A 20,844-nucleotide genomic window follows, 5' to 3' on the forward strand; every position below is an offset into this window, starting at 1 on the left:
ACGGTGGTGTGTTGGCCGTGGGGGCGGCGGGCGACGTCGGCGTCCCAGCCGGCGTCGACGAGGCTCATGAACGCATCCACATTGGTGGGGAACGGAACGTCACCCTGGTGGTCGGCGATCAGTTTGTCGCGGTGGGATTGGTGTGCGGCGTCGAATTGCGCGGCGTCGATGCGGGGCAGCCGGATCCGGTAGGTGGTGTAGTTGTCTTCGACGGTCTTGCTGAATTCCGGCCCCCGTTCGGGCCGGGATGGTTGTTCGGGTTTCGGGGCGAGACTGATCGCTTTGATCAGTTGGGTGACGGTTGCGGATTCGGCGAGTTCGGCGTAGTGCTCATCGGAGCCGTCGGCGCCGCGTTCGGCGATGACCCCGACCTGATCCAGTGACAACCGGCCGTCCCGTAACCCGTCGGTGCAACGCGGCAGTTCGTCGAGTCGTCGGGCGATGGCGACCATGGTCTCGGCGTTACGTGTGGAGACCCCGGTTTTCCAGGCCACCAGTGCCGGCACCGATTTGGCGCCGGTCATACCGGCCAGGTCCTCGCGTTCCAACTGGGCGACGATCGCCACGATCTTGCCGTCGATGGCATTGCGTTGCCCGCACAACTCGCTGAGCTCCCCGAACAGCACCTCAAGGCGCTCTTTGGGAGCCAAAGACGCTGCCGCGGTGGACATGACAACATCCTTGCAGAGGCCACCGACAAGTCCGGATCGGCGGAGGTTAGCCCTAGCCGTCCAGCCGCTCGCTCAGCATGTCGGCCAGCCCGCGGATCGTGGTGATCTCCGTAGCTCGGACCCGAATCCCCGTCGCGGCCTCCAGCCGGGTGATCAGTTCGAGGGCCCCGAGGGAGTCGATCCCGCATTCCGGCAGCGGCCGGTCCGCGTCGATGTTGCGGTGCACCACGGCACTGACCTGATCGGTGATCAGCGCTCGCAGGCGCGGCGACCATTCCGGGCGGGGGAGAGCCGCCAGCTCCGCGCGCAGTCGCGTGGCGTCCGCCGACTTTCGCCGCGATGCGCGTACCGCCGCGCCGAACGGCGAGCGCGCGGCCACTGCCGCCAGCCACGCGGCATCGTTTGGGGCACAGGCACTGTACGCGCGATCGTGGCGCAGAAACTCGTCGAGCACCGAGGCGTCGAGCGCGTCGTCCTGCGCAGCGACCGTGAGGCCGGGCAATCCTGAGTTCCGGCGCCACCACGCGAAGCCCGCCAACCAACTTGAGGCCGCGGCGGCCGCGGACTGACCGGGTGCGCCGGTCAGTGCGGCCGTCGAGGAGAACATGCAGAACCAGTCCAGCGGTTGCCCGGTGCTGGCCGCGTGCAGGTTCCACGCGCCCTGCACCGTCGAGGCCCAGACCCGGTCAAGCTCCGTGGCATCCGGCGTCTCCGCGTGCAGCACCCCGCGCAGCGGATGGCCGGCGGCGCACGCACTACCGACGAGCTGCTCGGCGACGTCGTCCTCCCCGGCATCGGCGCACTCGACCACCACATCGGTACCGGTCGCGCGGAGGGCCTCGATCCGTTCGAGCGATTGCGGCGAAAGTGTTGTCGGAGAACACAAGACGATCCGTCCGGCCCCGGCGGCGGCCAGCCATTCCACGAAAAGCAGTCCCGCCGGCCCACCCGTGACGAGGTAGGCGCCATCGGCCCGGCAAGGCCGCACCTGCTCCGGTGGAACGACCGCGCGGACGGTGCCGGTGGACGGGATGTCGAGAACGAGCCTGCCTGCGCGTTCGGCAGTGACGACGTCGATGGCGTCGGCGAGGGGATGAGCGGTGTACTCCGGGAGCGGCAGGACGCCGTCGGCCAGCTGCCGGTACAGCGTCGTCAGCAGATGGTGCACCCGCACCGGATGACTGTCGGCCAGCCGCACCAGGTCGAGGGTGCTGACGGTCTGGTTGGGTTGGACGGCCCACTGCCGGACCTCGTCCCGCCGGCCGATATCGATGAAGCGGCCGCCGGGGGCGAGTACCTCAAAAGCGGTGCGGTCGAGCGAGTTGAGCACGACGTCGACCCCATACCCGTCCGTGTCGGCACGGATCAGCGCCGCGAAATCCGCGCTCCGCGAGTCGTACACGTGCTGGATACCCATGTCGCGCAGCAATTCTCGGCGGGACTCACTGCCCGCCGTGGCGAAGATCTCCGCGCCGACGGACCGGGCGATGGCGATCGCCGCTTGTCCCACGCCGCCGGCCGCGGAGTGGATCAGCACCTTATCGCCGGCAGCGAGCCCAGCCAGGCCATGCAGGGCGACGACGCCCGCGGTGGCCGCCGCCGCGGCGTGCCGGTCGGAGACCTGTGCGGGCAGCGGGACAGCCAACCGGGCATCGCAGGTGACGAACGTCCCCCAGGAACCGCCGGCGCAGATCCCGGCGACCCGGTCACCGACGCGATGGTCGGTGACCCCCGGCCCCACCGAGGTCACCACACCGGCGAAGTCGGTGCCCAGCTGCGCAGCCGCGCCCTCGGCGAACACAGCCCGCACGTCGGCGACATTGACACCCGCTGCCCGCACCGCCACCTCGATCTGGCCCGGTCCCGGTGGGATGCGCGGGACCTGAACGACTTCCACCGCACCCGGCGCCCGCACCTGCACGCGCAAGCCGTCGTGCCGGGGATCGAGGAGGGCGGTCCGTCGTTCCTCGGGTCGTAGCGGCGCCGGCGTCAGGCGCGCGGTGTACCACTGACCGCTACGCCACGCGGTGACGTCCTCGTCGGAACCGGAAAGCAGTTGCCGGGCGACACCCGTGGTCGACCCGCCGGCATCGAGGTCCACATGCACGGCTTGCAGTCCGGGATGCTCACCGCCGAGCGCCCGGAGCAACCCCCCGATGCCCGCATGGCTCAGATCTGGCCGCTCGCCGTCGAGCACCGCCTGCGCGGAGCGGGTCATCACGTACAGCCGCGGCGTCTCACCGGTCAACGCCACCACTTCGCCGATGATCTCCAGCAGTTTCCGGGCGGCCTCGAGCCCGGAGAGGTCCGGCTCCAGCAGAACCACCACGGCGGCGAGTTCTCCGCCGCGTGCCTCATGGTGCAAGGCATCGGCTGACCACGAGGTACTCATGCAGTGTGCGCCAAGGCTTTCGAGGTCTTCGCCGAGCCTCTCACCGTCACCGATGAGCAGCCACCGTCCGGGATCAGCTCGTGGGACGTCGGGCACCGCACGTGGTCGCCAGTCGATGGTCAACAACCGGTCGTCCACGGCGGGGTTCGCGGCGAAGTGCACGCCCCGCACCTCGAGCAACACCGCACCGTCCTGATCGAGAACGTCGAGATCGGCTTCCACCTCACCGGAGGACGAGGCAGTGACGCGGGTGCGGCAGTACCGGGCGGCCTGGATGGGACCGTATGCGCGCAGCAGTCGAATGGCGTTGGATGACTGATGTTCTGCCACCGCGCGGAAACATGCTTCCAGCACGGTGTGGAGGGTCCCCCCGGCGGGGATATCGATGGTTTCGGATTCCCCGATAGCGGCCGTCGGGCGGTTGGTCTCCGGCGCGCGGAGTACCGCCGACGCGTAACGGCCCCGCCCGGTACTCACCACGAAATCGAACGGCCCTGGCCTGTCACCCGTCGCTGAAGCGGTGATGACGGTGTCCGCGTCGCCATCCCAGCCGCCGCGCAACGCGATGTCCCGGACCTCGACGGCGTCGCCGAACACGGTGTGTCCGGCCGCCAACGCCATCTCGCAGCAGACGGCACCGGACAGTGCCGGCCCGGAACCCGATTGTGCCTGCCACACATGATGTTCGGGGTCCTCGGGCAGAAGCACGTGCACCCCGAGCAGGGGGTGCGCCGCCACGGTGTGACCAACGGGGGCGTCGTCGCGCGCCTCCTCCGACGGAGGCTGTGGGTGGGCCGAGGTCGGTAGCGGCGCGTCCACCAAGGTCCCGGACGGGTGGCGCACCGCGAAATCGACTGCGGCGCCCGCGCAGTACAGCGAACCGACGAATTCGGGTAAGGCGGAATCGGGTGAGACACGCAGGATGGCCGGCGTGATGCCGAGACTGCGGGCGGTCTGTTCGACAGCCTCGGTGAGCAGACGGTCGGGCACCACCTCGGCGAAGACCCGGTGGCCGTCTTCCAGCGCGGCTCGCACCGCGGCGGAGAACCGAGCCATCTTGCGTAGGTTCGCCACCCAGTAACGGGCATCGCAGGCCGGGCGGTCCCGGGGGTCGAACGAGGTGGCCGTGTAGAACGGCACCTGCGGTGTCATCGGGTTCAGCCCGGACAGGGCGGAGGTGAACTCCGAGACGATCGAATCGACCTGCGGGGAGTGCACGGCCACCACGCCGGGGATTTCCCGGGCCGGTACCTCGCGTTGCTCCCAGCCACCGATCAGGTCGCGTACCACCGCCGCCGACCCGGCGACCACGGCGGACCCGGGCGACGGCACGGCCGCGACCACGACCTCGTTCCGGCCGCGCATCGCCAACTCCGAAAGAAGTTGCTGGGCAGGGAGTTCCACCGCGGCCACGGCACCGTCGGAGGGGGCGACGCGGGCGAGCAGATTCGCGCGGCTGCACACCACGCGCAGCCCGTCCTCCAGGGACAGTGCGCCGGCGACCACCGCCGCCGCGGTCTCGCCGAGCGAGTATCCGATGACCGCACCCGGCCGGGCACCGTGCTCCCGCAGTGCGGCGGCCAGGGCCACCTGCATGGTGAACAGCGTCGCATGGGCGTGCCTGATGTCAGATTCGTTGTCCGGCAACGTCAGTGCCTCGGTCACGGAGAAACCGCACTCGCGCAGGATGACCGGCTCGGCCAGCGCCACGGTGGCCGCGAAGGCCGGCTCGTTCGCCAGCAGCTCGGCGGCCGCCCCGGGCCGCTGCGGCACCTGGCCGGCGAACACCCAGACCGGGCCGTGGTCGTCGCCGCCGACGGCGGCTTCGAATACAGTCTCGGTGCCGGCGACCCCGCGCAACGCGTCGCCGAGTTCGGTTCGGGTGTCTGCGATGACGGCGGTGCGGACCGGGCGATGCCCGCGACGGCGCGCCAACGTGTACGCGAGGTCGGGCAACGACACATCCTGGTGTGTCTGCACCCAGTCCGCGAGACGGCCTGCCGTGCTGTGCAACCCGGTGGAGGACGTGGCGGACAGCGCGAACAGCAGTGGTCCAGATGCAGGCGCCGGCACTTCAACTTGTTGCGGCGCCCGCTCCACGACGCAGCACACCCGGGTGCCCGATTCACTCACCGCGGACACCGCCGCCCGGTGCAGCTCACTGCCCGCCCACTGCCCATGTCGGACGGCGAGGATCACCGTCATCAACCCGAGCACACCCGTCTCCGTCATCCCGATGGACGAGGGATCAACACCGGCCCTGGCCAACGCCTTTCGGTACACCGCGGCCTCGTCGTCACGACCCGCGGCGGTGCCCCGAACCACGGACAGGACCCGGTCGCCGTCGCGCAGCGCATCCGGCAGCCGTTTGAGCAGGACCATGGCGGTGCCCTCGCCGGCCAGGGCGAGGTCACTCTCGCCACTGTCGAGGCTGCCGCAGGCCAGGTGCACGGCGAGCAGGCCGGTATCGACGGTGAGCGCCGGCCCGTGCGTGCGTAGCGCGTCGGCGATCTGGTCCGCCGCCATGACGGCGAAAACCGAGGTGGGTGAGGTGGCCAGCGAGTCCGGCGAGATGCCGGCGTGCTCAACGGCCTCGCAGGCCGTCTCCACCGGCCATGGGTGCTGCGGCGAGGACTCGATGTCGAACCCGGCACCGTCGTCGAGCGCATCCCACAGGCGCTCAGGGGAATCGATGTCCCCGGGAAACCGGCACGCCATTCCGATCACGGCCACCGCCGTACCGCCGACGGGATCGAACGAGACCATTGCACCCCTACAGAACAGGTCAAGGCACGGCACGCTGCCCCGCCGCTCACGATAGACCACCCAGCTAACTCCGAACGCGGGTATCGGGACCAGCCGCCCGCAGTAGTGTGAGCTACGTGATTGAGGCTTCCATCCCGGCCGTCCTGCGTGAGCGCGCCAGTCTGCAGCCGGACGACGTAGCGGTCACCTACATCGACTACGACCGCGACTGGGACGGTGAAACCCTGTCGCTCACCTGGATGCAGCTGTACCGGCGGGCATCGGCTGTGGCGCAGGCACTGTCGGCGAACGGCTTCGCGGGGGACCGCGCGGTGGTCTCGGCGCCCCAAGGACTGGACTACCTCGTGGCGTTCCTCGGGGCACTGCTGGCCGGGCGGATCGCGGTTCCCCTCTCGGTCCCGCTCGGCGGCGCGACCGACGAGCGGGTCGCCTCGGTGCTGCGGGACGCGCAGCCCGCCGCCGTCCTCACCACCTCCGCGGTCGCAGGCGTGGTCGGCGAGCACCTGGGGCCGGCCGCCGAGCACGGCGCCCTGCTGATCGAGGTCGATCTGCTGGGCGAAGGTGCGCCCTTCGGCGAGGACGCCGAGTTCGGGGACAGCCGGAGCACGGCCTACCTGCAGTACACGTCGGGATCCACCCGGCAGCCCGCCGGGGTGATGATGTCGCACCAGAACGTGCTCGCGAATTTCGAGCAGCTGATGGCCGGTTACTTCGCCGACCACGGGAAGTTCCCGCCCCCGGACACCACCATCGTGTCCTGGCTGCCCTTCTACCACGACATGGGACTGGTGTTGGGGGTGTGCGCGCCGGTTCTGCTGGGGTTGCGCACGGTGCTGACCAGTCCGGTCGCGTTCCTGACCCGGCCGGCCCGGTGGATGCAGCTGCTGGGCAGCCACCCGCACGCCTACACGGCGGGACCGAACTTCGCGTTCGAGTTGGTGGCCCGCAAGACCACCGACGAGGACATGGCCGGGCTGGACCTGGCGGGCGTGCTGAACATCGTCACCGGCAGTGAGCGCGTGCATCCGGCCACCCTGCGCCGCTTCACCCAGCGGTTCGCCCGGTTCAACCTGCACGAGTCGGTGATCCGGCCGTCCTACGGCCTGGCCGAGGCGACGGTCTACGTTGCCACCCGGGCGCCCGGCGACGCGCCCGCGATCGGGCACTTCGATCCGGAGAAGCTGTCCGAGGGGCAGGCGACGCCGCTCCCGGGCGGGCGGGGCACCCCGCTGATCAGTTACGGCCGGCCGGAGGCCCCGCTGGTACGCATCGTCGATCCCGACACCCGCACCGAGTGCGCGGCGGGCACCACCGGCGAGATCTGGGTGCACGGCGACAACGTCGCCGAAGGGTATTGGGGCAACCCGGAAAAGACCGGGAGCACGTTCGGGGGCGTGCTGGCCGACCCGCCCGCCGGCACACCCGACGGGCCCTGGCTGCGCACCGGCGATCTCGGCTTCCTCTTCGAGGATGAGCTGTACATCGTCGGGCGCATCAAGGATCTGCTGATCGTGCGAGGGCGCAACCACTCGCCCGACGACATCGAGGCGACCATCCAGGAGATCACCGGCGGCCGGGTCGCCGCGATCGCGGTGCCCGACGGCCAGACCGAGAAGCTCGTGACGGTCATCGAGCAGAAGCGGCGCGGCGCATCCGAGGAAGAGGTGGCGGCCAATCTGGCCGCCGTGCGCGGCGAGGTGGCCTCGGCGGTGTTCACCGCGCACGGACTGTCCATCGCCGATCTGGTGCTGGTGTCACCGGGCTCCATCCCGATCACCACCAGCGGCAAGATCCGGCGGGCGTCGTGCGCGGACCAGTACCGGCTCGGCGAGTTCGCCCGGCTGGACGCCTGAATCCGCTGTGCTGCAACTTGTTCGGTGATTGACGGGAAAGGGAACGTTGTCGGCGATGTGGAGTTCGGTGGCGGTGCTGGCGCTTCCGATCGCGCTGGACCCCGTGCGTCTGGGTGTCAACCTCCTGTTGATCTCCCGCCCGCGCCCCGCGCAGAACCTGCTGGTGTACTGGATCGGCTGTGTCACCGCGAGCATTCTGCTGCTGGTGGTACCGCTGCTGGTGCTGCACAACACGGCGGCCTTCGCGTCGTTCGTGCACGATCTGGCCAACCCGCAGACCACCGCCAGCGTGACGGTCCGGCGTATCGAGGTCGGGGTGGGCGTCCTGATCCTGGCGATCGCGGCAGCGACGGGGCTACGGGCGGTGAAACGACGACCGGCCGTCCGCGCTGACGCCGAAAAAGGCTCGGAACCAACGGATTCCGACGATCCATCTCCCATCGCACGGTTGTTGAACCGCGGCCGGGATGCACCGGCGGGGGGCGGCTCCGCGGTCCAGCGGCTGCTTGGGCGTGCCCATCGGGCCTGGGAGAGCGGCGCGCTGTGGGTGGCGGCGGTGATCGGCTTCTGGGCGGGACCCAACCTTTCGCTGGTGACGTTCTCGCTGGCGACCATCCTGGCCTCTGGTGCGGCGTTCGGCGCCCAGATCGGTGCGGCGATCGTCTTCATCGTCGTCAGCCTGGCGGTGGTGGAGATCGTGCTGATCTGCAACCTGGTGGCCCCGGCCAGGACGCAGGCCGCGCTGCGCCGGGTGCACGACTGGGTGGGCGGCTATCGGATCCAGATCGTGGTGGCAATCCTGACGCTGGTCGGCCTGGCATTCGTGGCGCAGGGCCTCGGCCTGCTCTGAGGGGCCAGCGGCGGTCCTCGAAATGGGATGTGTGAACTACCTTACTCACGGGTAATAAGACCGTCATGGTCACATGTGAGCCCCGAGGGGAGTCGCGCTGATGGTCTCTGCACTGCGCCAACTGACCCGGTGGAGCATCAGGCCGGCGAAGAACGTCGACACCGCCATCAGCCCGAAAATGAATGTGGTCCGCGGGCTGACCGCCCGCGCCACAACACCGTTGCTTCCCGACGACTACCTCAAGATGCTGAACCCGCTGTGGTCGGCCCGCGAGTTGCGCGGGGAGGTCATCTCGGTGCAGCGCGAGACCGAGGACACCGCGACGGTGACGATCAAGCCGGGCTGGGGATTCTCCGCCGACTACCAGCCGGGTCAGTACGTCGGCATCGGTCTGCGAGTGCAAGGCCGCTGGCACTGGCGGTCGTATTCGCTGACGTCGGTGCCGCAGCGCGGCGCCAAGCACATCACCATCACCGTCAAAGCGACCCCCGAGGGATTCCTGTCGTCCCATCTGGTGAACGGCGTCGAACCGGGCACCATCGTCCGGCTGGCGAAACCCAAGGGTGATTTCGCCTTACCCGATCCGCCGCCGCCGAGCATCCTGTTCATCAGCGCCGGTAGCGGCATCACCCCCGTCATCGCCATGCTGAGGTCGCTGACGGCCCGTGGGCAGCAGCCCGACGTCGTGCATGTGCACTCCGCGCCGTCGGAGGAGTCGGTCATCTTCCGCGACGAGTTGCGCGCCCTCGAAGAGCGTCACCCGAGTTACCGGTTGCATCTCCAGCTCACCGAGACGGCCGGGCACATGGACTTCACGAAGCTGGATGCGGCGGTCCCGGACTGGACGCAGCGGTCCGCCTGGGCGTGCGGCCCGGCGCAGATGCTCGACGACGTCGAGAAGGCCTTCCACCAGGTGGGCCTGGACGACGCGCTGCACGTCGAGCGGTTCACCATCGACCGGACCGACAAGGGCGGTGAGGGTGGCACCGTCACCTTCGCGATCTCCGGCAAGTCCGTCGAGATAGACGGCGCCACATCGCTTCTCGAAGCGGGTGAGCGGGTCGGCATCCAGATGCCGTTCGGCTGCCGGATGGGTATCTGTCAGACATGCGTGCTGCCCTTGGAGGAGGGGCACGTACGCGATTTCCGCTCGGGGACCGAGCACGGCGCGGGGGACAGGATCAACACCTGCGTCTCCACCGCCTCCGGCAACTGCACGCTCAAGGTCTAGGGGGACCGTCATGGCCATCACCGACATCAAGCAATACGCCCATCTGACACCGGACGATGTGGAAGCGTTTGCCCGCGAACTGGATACGATCCGGTCCGATATCGAGGAGTCCCGCGGTGAGCGCGACGCCCGCTACATCCGGCGGGCCATCCAGTTCCAGCGCGGCCTGGTCGTCGGCGCCCGTGTCCTGCTGTTCGCCAGCCACCACAAGGTGGCCCGCCGGGCAGGCATCGCGATGCTGGGCACGGCGAAGATCATCGAGAACATGGAACTGGGGCACAACATCACCCACGGTCAGTGGGACTGGATGAACGATCCGGAGATCCACTCGACCGAGTGGGAGTGGGACACCACCTCCCCGACCGAGCACTGGAAGAAGTCGCACAACTTCATCCACCACAAGTACACAAACGTCGTCGGCCTCGACGACGACATCGGTTACGGGATCATGCGACTCACGCGCGACCAGCGCTGGGAGCGGTGGATGATCGGCAATCCGATCTACAACGTGCTGCTGGGCACCTTCTTCGAGTGGGGTGTCGCCGCACACGGTTTGGAGACCGCGAAGGTCCGCGCGAAGGAGAAGTCCTGGGCCGAGGTCAGAAAAGACCTCCGCGTGATCGGCAAGAAGGTGGGCAAGCAGGTCGGTAAGGACTACATCGTCTTTCCCGCGCTGGCAGGCAAGAACTGGAAGAGCACGCTTAAGGCCAACGCGATCGCGAACCTGATCCGCAACTACTGGTCCTACGCAGTGATCTTCTGCGGTCACTTCCCCGATGGCGCAGAGAAATTCACCCGGGAAGAATTCGAGAACGAGACCCCGGCCGAATGGTATCTACGCCAGCTGCTGGGCTCGGCGAACTTCCGGGCCGGCCCGGTGACGGCCTTCATGAGCGGAAACCTGTGCTACCAGATCGAGCACCACCTGTTCCCCGATCTGCCGAGCAACCGGTACGCCGAAATCAGTGTGCGGGTGCGCGCACTGTGCGAGAAATACGATCTGCCCTATACGACGGGTTCGCTTCCGCGACAGTACTTCCAGTCGTTCTGGACCATCTTCAAGCTCGCATTTCCGGACAAGCTCCTCAAGGCGACCTCCGATGACGCCCCGGAGACCAACTCGGAGTTGAAGTTCCGGATCCGCGCCGGGATGCGGGAGAGCTTCGGTGTCGACCCGGCCACCGGGCGGCGTCGGGGGCTGCGGACGGCGATCCGTGAACTGGAGACCGCCGCGATGGCTACCGGCTAGTGCAGCGGTGAGCCGGCGATCGGTTCGAGGGTGACCGTGTGCACCGACGTGATCAGGGCGGTGTCGAAAACGGCGCGATCGTCGGCGAAGTCGGTGCTGTTGCGGTAGTCCTCGGCGAGACGTTGCGGATCCGCGCCGTCGCGATAGCCGATCAGCGCAATGACACGGTGACCATCAGGGGCGGTATCGGTCCACACGCCGTGCACGGTGATGCCGTACTTGCCCAGGCTCACGATATGTCGCGGCCAGAATTCCGAGGTGTACTGCCGCCGCGCCGCTTCGTTCGCCAGCGAATAGGTCCGTAGTTCGAGCACCGCGCGTCCACCTGGGCCACTCAGCGCGGCTCGGTGCCCTTCAGCAGGAACCTGGCCGCCGCGAACGACTGCGCTGCGCCCTTGAAATCGTCGGTCAGCCGGCCGAACGCGCTGAACGGGGAGGCCAGACTCAGCGTCGAGCAGTTCGTGGTCAAGTTGTCGAGATGCACCGTCAGCTGGCGCAGCGTCGAGGTCAGTGAACGATCGGGCGTCGGCAGGGAGGTACGGATGCGCTGGTTGATGCCCGCGACGTCCTGGCACACGGTGTGCATGCCGGCGAAGTCCCCACGGGTGATGGTCGCCATCAACCGGTCGGACGCCGCCGCCAGCGAACTCAGCGGCTGGCCGTGCTGCTGCCGCCAGGCCAGCATGGGCTTGTTGCTGTACAACCGCACTCGGTCGGCGCTCTGGGCGCGGGCCGCGACTTCGGACGCCGATACGGTCGGCGCGGGCGCGGTGCCGCGCGCCACGTCGGTGTGGAGCGCACCGTCGGCTCCCACCATGCCGAGAGCAAGCACCAAGATCACCACAAGCCGGTGGAAGGGTTTCAAAGTGTGAGCTCGCATACTTTTTCGGGGCGGAAATGATTCGGAGGGGACTCTATCCCACCGCAGGTCGGTGAGGTGGTGTTCTTACGCGGCCGACATTTGAGGTGGTGACACCACATTTCCGGCGCGGGAAACCCTGCGGTGGAAGTTGAGGGTTGATGACCCCTTGGTAGCGAACACTTTTCGCACCCGCGAGTGGTTGCTGTCGTTTGTGTGCATCGGCAAACCGCGCATTCTGTGCAGTTTTGAGCTCTGGACCCCGATTTGCCGGTGGATCTGTCCAGCATCGATTCGAACCGACGGAGCGTGCGGTCGCGATTGGCACTCATTGTGTTGCGACACTATGTTTTTGGGCGTGATGTCCTCAGCTGCCGGCGTGGTCGCTCGGTGGGTCGCGCCGTTCCTGACGGTGGCAGCCATCGCGGGGGTGGCTTTCGTGGCCGCCCCGGTGCAGACCCCCGCCATCCGTCTGGTCGACGATGCCAACCCGCTGAACGGACTGCCGTTCTACGTCAATCCCGGCTCGGCGGCCATGCGCGCCGCGCAGAGCGCGGACCCGCCGAGTCCGCAGTTGAACACCATCGCCAACACCCCGCAGGGGTACTGGATGGACCGGCTGTCCACCCCGGCCGTCGACGCCGCCTACATCGGCGCCGCGCAGGCGGCAGGCACCAGGCCGGTGCTCGCGCTCTACGGCATCCCGCACCGCGACTGCGGCAACTTCTCCGCGGGCGGGTTCTCCTCCGCGGACGCCTACCGGGGCTGGATCGACGGCGTTGCCGCCGCCATCGGAGGCGGTCCGGCCGCGGTCATCCTCGAACCCGATGCGCTGGCCATGGCGGACTGCCTGTCGGCCGGCCAGCGTCAGGAACGTCTGGACCTGGTCCGCTACGGCGTCGACACCCTGACCCGAAATCCCGCGACCGCCGTCTACGTCGACGCCGGCCATTCTCGATGGACCAGCGTCGACAAGATGGCGGGCATGCTCAACGAGGTCGGCGTGGCGAAGGCGCGCGGGTTCAGCCTCAACACCGCGAACTTCTTCACCACCGAGGAGGAGATCGGCTACGGCGAGGCGATCTCCGGACTCACCAACGGCGCGCACTACGTGGTCGACACCTCGCGCAACGGCGTCGGGCCCGTCGACAGCGACTCGTGGTGCAACCCCGCAGGCCGGGCCTTGGGCACCCCACCCACCACCGCCACCGCCGGGGCGCATGCGGATGCCTACCTGTGGGTGAAGCGGCCGGGAGAGTCCGATGGATCGTGCGGCCGCGGTGACCCCGGTGCGGGACGTTTCATGAGCCAGTACGCCATCGACCTGGCCAGTAAGGCTGGTCTGTAGGCCGGCGCCGGTCGTCGCGCGAAGGTGCGACGATGAAGACATGACCGCAACGCTCGTCGCCGCCAACGTGGCGGGCGGCTACGCCCATCGCACCCTGTTCGAGGGCCTCGACGTGACGGTGGCGCCCGGCGACGTGATAGGTGTGGTCGGCGCCAACGGTGCGGGTAAGAGCACCCTGCTGCGCATCCTGGCCGGGGACCTGGCTCCGCTGGAAGGCACGGTCAGTTACGCGCCGGCCGACGCCTTCATCGGATGGCTGCCGCAGGAACACGAACGGGTGCCCGGCGAGACCGTGGCCGGCTACATCGCCCGCCGCACCGGATGCGCGCAAGCAACCGTTGCCATGGACACGGCGGCAGAGGCGCTGTCCGACGCAGACCAGGCGGCGACCGATGCGTATTCCGCCGCGCTGGATCATTGGCTTGCCACCGGCGCAGCCGATCTCGACGAACGGCTGCCCGCGGTGCTCGCCGATCTCGGCTTCGACGCCCTCTCCGCGCCGCCGGACACGACGCTGATGACGTCCCTGTCCGGTGGGCAGGCGGCCCGCGTCGGGTTGGCGGCGCTCGTGTTGTCCCGCTTCGACATCGTCCTGCTCGACGAGCCCACCAATGACCTGGACCTCGACGGACTCGCCCGCCTTGAGCGTTTCGTCCAGGAGTTGCGCGGCGGCGTCGTGCTGGTGAGCCATGACCGGGAGTTCTTGGCCCGCAGCGTGACTCGCGTCCTGGAGCTGGACCTGGCGCAGCACACCAACACCGTCTTCGGTGGCGGGTATGAAAGTTATCTGGCCGAGCGCGCGGTGAACCGTCGCCACAAGCGCGAGCAGTACGAGGAGTTCGCCGACAAGAAAGCCGACCTGGTGGCGCGGGCCCGCACCCAGCGCGAGTGGTCCAGCCAGGGCGTCCGCAACGCGATGCGCAAGGCTCCCGACAACGACAAGAACCGGCGCCGAGCGCAATCCGAGTCCAGCGAGAAGCAGGCCCAGAAGGTGCGTCAGATGGAGAGCCGGATCGCCCGCCTGGAGGAGGTCGAGGAGCCCCGCAAGGAATGGACCCTGCAGTTCACCATCGGCGCGGCGCCGCGGTCCAGTTCGGTGGTGGCGACACTCGGCGAAGCGGTGGTGCGCCACGATGAGTTCGTCCTGGGTCCGGTGTCACTGCAAGTCGACGCGGGCGAGCGGATCGGTATCACCGGCCCGAATGGCGCGGGCAAATCGACCTTGTTGCGGTTGCTGCTGGGACGGCTGCAGCCCGACGAGGGCCGGGCCAGCCTGGGCGCCAACATCGCCATCGGGGAGATCGATCAGGCGCGAGCCGAATTCACCGGGGCCGCAAGGCTTATCGATCGTTTCGAGCAGCAGGTGCCGTCCTGGTCGACGGCCGACGTGCGGACCCTGCTCGCCAAGTTCGGGCTGGGTTCCGACCACGTCGAGCGCGCGGTCGACGGACTCTCGCCGGGGGAACGCACCCGCGCCGGCCTCGCGTTGCTGCAGGCGCGCGGGGTGAACGTGCTGGTCCTCGACGAACCGACCAACCATCTGGACCTCGCGGCCATCGAGCAGCTCGAGCAGGCGCTCGAAACCTATGACGGCGCACTGCTGTTGGTGACGCACGACCGCCGGATGCTGGAGAACGTCCGACTCGACCGGACCTGGCACGTCGAGGCAGGGCGCGTCATCGAGGTGTAGACGGAGAAGTTTCCGCGATCACCGTCGCGCCGAACTCCTCGATCGCATCGGGTGGCGCCGAGTCCGAGAACCACACGTAGAACCGTTGCGCGCCTCGGGATGCCAGCGCGTCGAAGTGCGCAATCAGATGCTCGGCGTCCCCACTGACCAGGCCGGGGCCCAGGTGTCCCCAATGCCGGCGGCTGGTCTCGGCCACCTTCTCCGGGTCGGCACCGCGGCGTGCGAAACCGACCATCTGTTGTACCGACGCCCGCGCGGACCCGATGGCGGGCAGGAACTCCGGTAAGCGATCCACCATCGTCGCCGGGAGATTCCACCAGTCCGCGTGCCGCCGAACGACATCCAGCGTCCGTGGCCCAGAGCCGCCGATGACGATCGGGATCGGCGAGGAAGGCTGGGGTGCCTGGGTGCGCTCGGTCGGACCTGCGGATCCCCAGTACTCCTTGAGCAGGCCCAGGCTGCGGTCGAGTTGCTCGACGCGGTAGGCCGCATCGCCACCGAGCAGCCCGAATCTGGCGAGTTCCTTGGGCATCGAGCCCGATCCGAGGCCGAGTTCGAAACGGCCACCGGATGCCTCGGCCAACGTCACGGCCTGCTTCGCGAGGACGGCGGGGTGCCGCAGGGCGTCACAGAGCACCAGATGGCCGATCGTGATCCGTTCGGTCTTGGCGGCGACCCAGGTGGCCAGGCTCATGGCTTCCCACACCGGGATGTCGGGCAGGCCCGGCGTCTCCAGGTGATCGAAGAACGCGACGCCGTCGAAGCCGGCATTCTCGGCCGCCTGCGCCCGCACCACGAAATCGCCCACCGGCAGGCGGTATTGCGACATGTAGAGAAACCACTCGGTCATCAGCATCCCGTCGTCGAGGTCGTTGCGAGGAATTCGGTGGACCGTGCCAGCAGCGACGCCAGCACGGGCGCCATGGCTTCGATGTCGCGGTCGGGAGTGTGCCGCCGGCGGTTGTGCTTGATGATCAACCCCCAGGTGGCGGTGGACTTGAAGCACGCCAAGGCCTGGAACCAATTCAGTTGAGGCACCGGATGTCCGAGCGTGCGCGCGTAGATGTCGGCCAGCTCGCCCGGCGCGGGCGTGGTGCCCGTATAGGGCGTGTCACGCTGGTAGGTGGCGAGGTCGGCGTTGATCAGAAACCAGCCGACGTCCACCCGCGGGTCGCCGATCGACCAGATCTCCCAATCGATCACCGCGGTGATCGAACGATCGACGGCCAGCAGGTTGCCCAGCCGGAAGTCTCCGTGCAGCACCGCGGGTGGCATCGCCTGCGGCACCGACGCCCGCAACGCGTGGCCGACGTCGACCCATCCCGCGACGAGCGCGGGATCGATGGTCTCCAGCGATCGGCACCAGCGTTCGACCTCGTCGACGGGGGAGCCGACCGGTTCGGCGTCCAGGCCGACCGATCCCGGCCCCAGCGTGTGCAGCCGGGCCAGTACCGCTGCCGCCTCACGCAGCCGGTCGGCCATCACCGCGGGAGCTGCAGGGCTGGGGGTGCGATCGAACAACGGCTCGGCGGATTCGCCGTCGAGGAACGACATCACGAACAGCGGCGGCGAACCGTTGTCCTCGAACAGGATTCGGGGTACCGGAACATCGGAGGTGCCGAGGGCGGCGATCATCCGGGCCTGGCGCAGGACGTCGCGGTGCAGGATCGGTGCGACGCCGGGCGGTGCCACCTTGACGACCACCGGCCGCCCGTCGTGCACGCCGCGCAACGTCACGCTGGACGCCCCACCGGGTAGCGGCCGGATCCCGGTGACACCCAGCGCCGAGAGCCGCCGGTCGAGGTCGTCGAACTGCACCGCCGTCAGTGCAGCCATCCGACTTCCCGGAGGAACGGCTGGGTGTGCGCGATGCGGCCGGTCAGGGTCTTCGGGTCGCCCGTACACAATCGGAACACGGTCTCGGTGATGAGCTCGATGTCCTCGGTGTCGGTCTTGGCCAGGTCGAGCGTTCCGGCGCCGGGGGTGGCCACGGGGTTCGATGGCGCCGCGGCGTTTACGGCGATGCCATCGGAATACAGTTCGGCGGCCAGGCTTTTCGTCAGCCGGTTCAGGCCGGCCTTGACGGTGCCGTAAATCCCGAAGCCGGCTTCGGTGTCGAACTGCGAGAACGGCGGTCCGTCGGGCAGGTCCCCGCCCACCGAGGTCAGGTTCAGCACCCAGCCGCTGCCACGTTCCCGCATCGCCGGAATGGCCAGCTGGGTCAGGTGCAGCGGCGCGATCAGGTGCATCTCGACCATCAGCCGGGCCCGTTTCTCGGGGAAGCCGTCCAGCGGTCGCAGGAAGGTGACCGCGGCATTGTTGACCAGGATGTCGGGGGCGCCGAGCGTCCCCACCACCTCGGCGAACAGGCGCTCGCGGTCCTCCGAGCTGGACAGGTCGGCCTGCACGGCCAGCGCGGTGCCACCGGACTCGATGATCTGCTCGCAGGTTTCCCGCAGGGAGCCTTGATATTTCGGATCGGGCTCCATGGTCCGCGCGGTGATCGCGACGTCCGCCCCCTCGGCGGCGAATCGCTGCGCGATCGCCTTGCCCAGGCCCCGGCTGGCGCCGGTGACCAGTGCGACCCTGCCTGCACACTGTCCTGCCATGTCTGTCTCCTAGCTGCGTGGGATGCCGGCGAGCCGGTCGGCGAACTTGGCCTCGGCCGCAGCCCGCAGCCGCAGCAGATGCTCCGACGGGAACTGGTCGGGCGCGGGTGCGACGTCCTTGAGCAGTTGGCGCGCCAGCGTCACCTTGTGTACCTCGGTGGGGCCGTCCGCGAGCCCGAGCACGAAGGACTCCGTCAGGTGCTGGACGAATGGCATCTCGTGCGACGTGCCGAGGGAGCCGTGGATCTGCAGCGCGCGCGCCGACACGTCGTGCAGCACCTTCTGCATCATCGCCTTGACCGCGGAGATGTCGGCGCGCACCGCGTTGTAGTCATTGAATTTGTCGATTTTCCAGGCGGTTTGGAGTGTCAGCAGCCGGAAGGCCTCGATCTCCATCCAGGAGTCGGCGATCATCTCCTGGACCAGCTGCTTCTTGGCGAGCATCTCGCCCTGGGTGTAGCGGGAGACGGCCCGCTCGCAGATCATGTCGTAGATCCGGCGCACCAGGCCGACGGTGCGCATGGCGTGGTGGATGCGGCCACCGCCGAGTCTGGTCTGGGCGACGACGAACGCCCCGCCGCGAGGACCGAGCATGTGATCCTCGGGTACCCGGACGTTCTCGTACCGGACATAGCCCTCGCGGCCACCGCCGTCGATCGGCTGGTAGCCCAGCCCCACGTCGCGCAGCACGTTGATGCCCGGCGTCTCGCCCGGCACCACGAACATCGAATGCCGCTGGTACGGAGGCGCATCGGGATCGGTCACCGCCATCACGATGAGGAACGACGCCGACGAGGCGAACGACGAATACCACTTCTCGCCGTTGATCACCCAGTGCTTGCCGTGCTGTACTGCGCTGGTGGTGAACACCTTCGGGTCCGCGCCGCCCTGGGGCTCTGTCATGGAGAAGCAGGAGATGATCCGGTTGTCGAGCAGCGGCTCCAGGTAGCGTTCCTTGAGTTCCGGGGTGCCGTAATGCGCGAGGATCTCACTGTTACCGGAATCGGGTGCGTGAGAACCGAAGACGATGGGGGCGCATTCGGAGCGGCCCAGTATCTCGTTGAGCAGGGCGAGCTTCATCTGACCGTAGCCGGGGCCACCGAGATGCGGACCCAGGTGGGTGGCCCACAGCCCACGCTCCTTGACGATCTTCTGCAGGGGCGGGATCAGGGCCTGGCGCACCGGGTCGGTCAGGTCGTGCGACTCCTTGACGACATAGTCGATCGGCTCGCATTCGGTGCGCACGAATTCGTCGACCCACTCCAGCTGTTGCGCCCATTCGGGATCGGTCGAGAAGTCCCACGACATTTCTAGTTCCTCTCGCGTGCTGCGTCGGCGTGACTGAGCACCTGGTTGCGGTTCTCGAGTTCGGTTGCGGCATCCAGGGATGCGTCGGTATTGGCCTGGAGCGCACGCTTGGTCAGCTGGACCCCCAGTGCCGACAGGCCGGCCACGCCGGCCGCCAGGGCGACGGCGCGGTGTTCGAGTTGGTCCGGCTCGGTCAGTTCACTCACCAGCCCGCGCCGGTCCGCCTCCACCGCCGACACCGTGCGTCCGGTGAGCATCCAGTCCGCGGCGACGCTGGTGCCGACGATGCGGGGCAGGTGGTAGCTCATGCCCATTTCGCCGCCGGAGAGTCCGAGCAGGATGGCGCCGTTCCCGAACGATGCTGCGGTCGAGCAGATTCGGATGTCGGATGCCAGGCACAGGGCGAAGCCGGCGCCGACGCACGGCCCGTTGACGGCGGCGATGACGGGCTGCGGCAGTGCGCGGATCGCTTCGGGCAGCGCGACCATCGACTCCTGGAAGCGCAGCCGATCGACGGCGGGGTCGGTGGCCGTCGGTATCCCGTCGCCGAAGTTGCGCGTGTCCAGTCCGGAGCAGAATCCGCGGCCGCTGCCGGTCAGCACGACGGCTCGCACGTCGGTCGACGTCGCCAGGTCGGTCAGCGTCCGGATCAGTTCGTCCCGCATCGTCTGGTTGATGGCGTTGAGCCGTTCGGGCCGATCGAGGCGCAGCACGACGACGCCGGGTGCCGGTGTCTCGATCGAGATGGTCTGTGGCACGGTCACACCCGCTCGATGATCGTGGCGGTGCCCATGCCGCCGCCGGTACACATGGTGACAAGTCCGGTGCTCAGGTCTCGGCGCTCCAGTTCGTCGAGCACCGTACCGATCAACATGGCGCCCGTCGCGCCGATCGGGTGTCCGAGTGCGATGGCTCCGCCGTTGACGTTCACCACATCCGGGTCGAGGTGCAGGTCGCGGATCGTCTTCATGGGCACGGCGGCGAACGCCTCGTTGATCTCCCACAGGTCGATGTCGCCGGGGCTCATGCCGGCCCTGGCCAGGGCGCGTTCGGCTGCCGGAGCCGGTGCGGTCAGCATGATGATCGGTTCGGAACCGACGGCGGCGGTGGCCCGAACCCGGGCGCGGGGCGTGACGCCGTGTGCCTGCACCCAGGCATCCGAGGCGATCAGGGCGGCGGCCGCGCCGTCGACCACGCCGGAGGAGTTGCCCGCGTGGTGCACGTGGTCGATCGCGGTGATGCCGGGGTAGCGGGCCAGGCAGATCTCGTCATAGCTGCGGGACTCACCCTCGGCGCGGTCGGCGCCGAGCGCGGTGAAGGCGGGCCGGAGCTTGGCCAGCGCGTCGGGCGTGGTGCCGGGGCGGGGGTGTTCGTCGCGGTCGCATACCACGGTGCCGTCGGCGTCGGTGACGGCAACCAACGATCTGGTGAACCGGCCCTCGGCGATCGCGGTGCCGGCCCGCTGTTGGCTCTGTGCGGCGTACTCATCCACCGCGGTACGGGTGAAGCCCTCCAAGGTGGCGATCAGGTCCGCCGAAACACCCTGCGGCACGGTGGGGTAGCGGGCCCGCAGCGCGGGATTGCCACCGTCGATGGTCACCGAACCCGCGGTCAGGTTCCATCGGGACATCGACTCCACACCACCGCCGATCACCAGATCCTGTGCCCCGCTGCCGACCCCCGTCGCCGCCACGGTGATGGCCTGCTGGCCGGAGCCGCAGAACCTGTTCAGCGTCATGCCGGGCACGGTCTCGGGCCAGTCGGCCAGCAAGACCGAGAGCCGGGCGATGTCGTCGCCGTGGTCGCCGGCCAGCAGGCCGTTACCGGCGATCACGTCGTCCACTTCGACAGGGTCGAAGCCGTGCCGCGCGACGAGTGCCTGCAGGCATTGGGCGAACAATGCCTGCGGGTGGATGCCGTGCAGTCCGCCGTCGGCGCGGCCGCGGCCCCGCGGTGTTCGCACGACATCCAGGATCCACGCGGAATCCGCCATCGTCAGCACCTTCTCTTCTGAATTT

The 20,844-nt window shown here is 68.5% G+C and carries 16 protein-coding genes; 6 read left to right on the plus strand and 10 right to left on the minus strand.

The features are described from left to right. Together AC1DY7_RS23335 and AC1DY7_RS23340 are read right to left on the minus strand one after the other, a co-directional pair. On the minus strand, window positions 1-671 hold a 671-nt coding region (locus tag AC1DY7_RS23335), incomplete at its 3' end, for a DUF222 domain-containing protein (RefSeq protein WP_477496106.1). 52 nt (window positions 672-723) lie between these two features. Further along, on the minus strand, window positions 724-5,829 hold the full coding sequence (locus tag AC1DY7_RS23340) for an acyltransferase domain-containing protein (RefSeq protein WP_477496107.1): 5,106 nt from the start codon (window positions 5,827-5,829) through the stop codon (window positions 724-726). A gap of 116 nt (window positions 5,830-5,945) precedes the next feature. Between AC1DY7_RS23340 and AC1DY7_RS23345 the strand changes: the two genes are divergently transcribed. From AC1DY7_RS23345 to AC1DY7_RS23360, 4 genes are all read left to right on the plus strand, one after another. Beyond that, on the plus strand, window positions 5,946-7,682 hold the full coding sequence (locus AC1DY7_RS23345) for an AMP-binding protein (protein ID WP_477496108.1): 1,737 nt from the start codon (window positions 5,946-5,948) through the stop codon (window positions 7,680-7,682). A 55-nt stretch (window positions 7,683-7,737) separates the two neighbouring features. Further along, window positions 7,738-8,532 (plus strand): GAP family protein, encoded by a 795-nt coding sequence (locus AC1DY7_RS23350; RefSeq protein ID WP_477496109.1) that lies wholly within the window; start codon window positions 7,738-7,740, stop codon window positions 8,530-8,532. Window positions 8,533-8,632: 100 nt separating this feature from the next. After that, window positions 8,633-9,763: a ferredoxin reductase gene (locus AC1DY7_RS23355; protein WP_477496110.1), complete on the plus strand. Its 1,131-nt coding sequence runs from the start codon at window positions 8,633-8,635 to the stop codon at window positions 9,761-9,763. Window positions 9,764-9,773: 10 nt separating this feature from the next. Beyond that, window positions 9,774-11,012, plus strand: a complete 1,239-nt coding sequence (locus AC1DY7_RS23360; protein WP_477496111.1) for a fatty acid desaturase family protein — start codon at window positions 9,774-9,776, stop codon at window positions 11,010-11,012. Here AC1DY7_RS23360 and AC1DY7_RS23365 read toward each other — a convergent pair. Together AC1DY7_RS23365 and AC1DY7_RS23370 are read right to left on the minus strand one after the other, a co-directional pair. Next, the gene (locus tag AC1DY7_RS23365) at window positions 11,009-11,326 is read right to left on the minus strand and encodes an NIPSNAP family protein (RefSeq protein ID WP_477496112.1); all 318 of its coding nucleotides are present in this window, start codon (window positions 11,324-11,326) and stop codon (window positions 11,009-11,011) included. The two genes, AC1DY7_RS23360 and AC1DY7_RS23365, sit on opposite strands and share 4 nt — an antisense overlap. Before the next feature lie 20 nt (window positions 11,327-11,346). Further along, window positions 11,347-11,844: a hypothetical protein gene (locus tag AC1DY7_RS23370; protein ID WP_477496113.1), complete on the minus strand. Its 498-nt coding sequence runs from the start codon at window positions 11,842-11,844 to the stop codon at window positions 11,347-11,349. 388 nt (window positions 11,845-12,232) lie between these two features. Between AC1DY7_RS23370 and AC1DY7_RS23375 the strand changes: the two genes are divergently transcribed. Beyond that, window positions 12,233-13,219 (plus strand): glycoside hydrolase family 6 protein, encoded by a 987-nt coding sequence (locus tag AC1DY7_RS23375; RefSeq protein WP_477496189.1) that lies wholly within the window; start codon window positions 12,233-12,235, stop codon window positions 13,217-13,219. 40 nt (window positions 13,220-13,259) lie between these two features. Beyond that, window positions 13,260-14,909 (plus strand): ABC-F family ATP-binding cassette domain-containing protein, encoded by a 1,650-nt coding sequence (locus AC1DY7_RS23380; RefSeq protein WP_477496114.1) that lies wholly within the window; start codon window positions 13,260-13,262, stop codon window positions 14,907-14,909. Here the strand turns inward: AC1DY7_RS23380 and AC1DY7_RS23385 are convergent. From AC1DY7_RS23385 to AC1DY7_RS23410, 6 genes are read right to left on the minus strand one after another with little or no spacing between them, the layout of a single operon-like run. After that, entirely contained in the window at window positions 14,896-15,759 is an 864-nt protein-coding gene (locus AC1DY7_RS23385) for an LLM class flavin-dependent oxidoreductase (protein WP_477496115.1), read from the minus strand. The two genes, AC1DY7_RS23380 and AC1DY7_RS23385, sit on opposite strands and share 14 nt — an antisense overlap. Then, window positions 15,759-16,745 (minus strand): phosphotransferase family protein, encoded by a 987-nt coding sequence (locus tag AC1DY7_RS23390; protein WP_477496116.1) that lies wholly within the window; start codon window positions 16,743-16,745, stop codon window positions 15,759-15,761. Before AC1DY7_RS23390 ends, AC1DY7_RS23385 begins: the two co-directional genes overlap by 1 nt. After that, on the minus strand, window positions 16,733-17,518 hold the full coding sequence (locus tag AC1DY7_RS23395) for an SDR family NAD(P)-dependent oxidoreductase (RefSeq protein WP_477496117.1): 786 nt from the start codon (window positions 17,516-17,518) through the stop codon (window positions 16,733-16,735). The genes AC1DY7_RS23390 and AC1DY7_RS23395 overlap by 13 nt, the downstream gene beginning before the upstream one ends. A gap of 9 nt (window positions 17,519-17,527) precedes the next feature. Continuing rightward, complete coding sequence (locus tag AC1DY7_RS23400) at window positions 17,528-18,826, minus strand: acyl-CoA dehydrogenase family protein (RefSeq protein ID WP_477496118.1); 1,299 nt, start codon at window positions 18,824-18,826, stop codon at window positions 17,528-17,530. 2 nt (window positions 18,827-18,828) lie between these two features. Beyond that, window positions 18,829-19,590, minus strand: a complete 762-nt coding sequence (locus AC1DY7_RS23405; RefSeq protein WP_477496119.1) for an enoyl-CoA hydratase/isomerase family protein — start codon at window positions 19,588-19,590, stop codon at window positions 18,829-18,831. Then, entirely contained in the window at window positions 19,587-20,819 is a 1,233-nt protein-coding gene (locus tag AC1DY7_RS23410) for an acetyl-CoA C-acetyltransferase (RefSeq protein WP_477496120.1), read from the minus strand. Before AC1DY7_RS23410 ends, AC1DY7_RS23405 begins: the two co-directional genes overlap by 4 nt. Window positions 20,820-20,844 lie beyond the last annotated feature (25 nt).

This window comes from Mycobacterium sp. P2_H7, assembly GCF_056403275.1.

What these genes read in the sequence shown, in the direction of transcription:
- AC1DY7_RS23340 (WP_477496107.1), bottom strand. Translation starts at nt 5,829, where the DNA reads ATGGTCTCGTTCGATCCCGTCGGCGGTACGGCGGTGGCCGTGATCGGA.
- AC1DY7_RS23350 (WP_477496109.1), top strand. Translation starts at nt 7,738, where the DNA reads ATGTGGAGTTCGGTGGCGGTGCTGGCGCTTCCGATCGCGCTGGACCCC.
- AC1DY7_RS23355 (WP_477496110.1), top strand. Translation starts at nt 8,633, where the DNA reads ATGGTCTCTGCACTGCGCCAACTGACCCGGTGGAGCATCAGGCCGGCG.
- AC1DY7_RS23360 (WP_477496111.1), top strand. Translation starts at nt 9,774, where the DNA reads ATGGCCATCACCGACATCAAGCAATACGCCCATCTGACACCGGACGAT.
- AC1DY7_RS23375 (WP_477496189.1), top strand. Translation starts at nt 12,233, where the DNA reads ATGTCCTCAGCTGCCGGCGTGGTCGCTCGGTGGGTCGCGCCGTTCCTG.
- AC1DY7_RS23380 (WP_477496114.1), top strand. Translation starts at nt 13,260, where the DNA reads ATGACCGCAACGCTCGTCGCCGCCAACGTGGCGGGCGGCTACGCCCAT.
- AC1DY7_RS23385 (WP_477496115.1), bottom strand. Translation starts at nt 15,759, where the DNA reads ATGACCGAGTGGTTTCTCTACATGTCGCAATACCGCCTGCCGGTGGGC.
- AC1DY7_RS23390 (WP_477496116.1), bottom strand. Translation starts at nt 16,745, where the DNA reads ATGGCTGCACTGACGGCGGTGCAGTTCGACGACCTCGACCGGCGGCTC.
- AC1DY7_RS23395 (WP_477496117.1), bottom strand. Translation starts at nt 17,518, where the DNA reads ATGGCAGGACAGTGTGCAGGCAGGGTCGCACTGGTCACCGGCGCCAGC.
- AC1DY7_RS23400 (WP_477496118.1), bottom strand. Translation starts at nt 18,826, where the DNA reads ATGTCGTGGGACTTCTCGACCGATCCCGAATGGGCGCAACAGCTGGAG.
- AC1DY7_RS23410 (WP_477496120.1), bottom strand. Translation starts at nt 20,819, where the DNA reads ATGGCGGATTCCGCGTGGATCCTGGATGTCGTGCGAACACCGCGGGGC.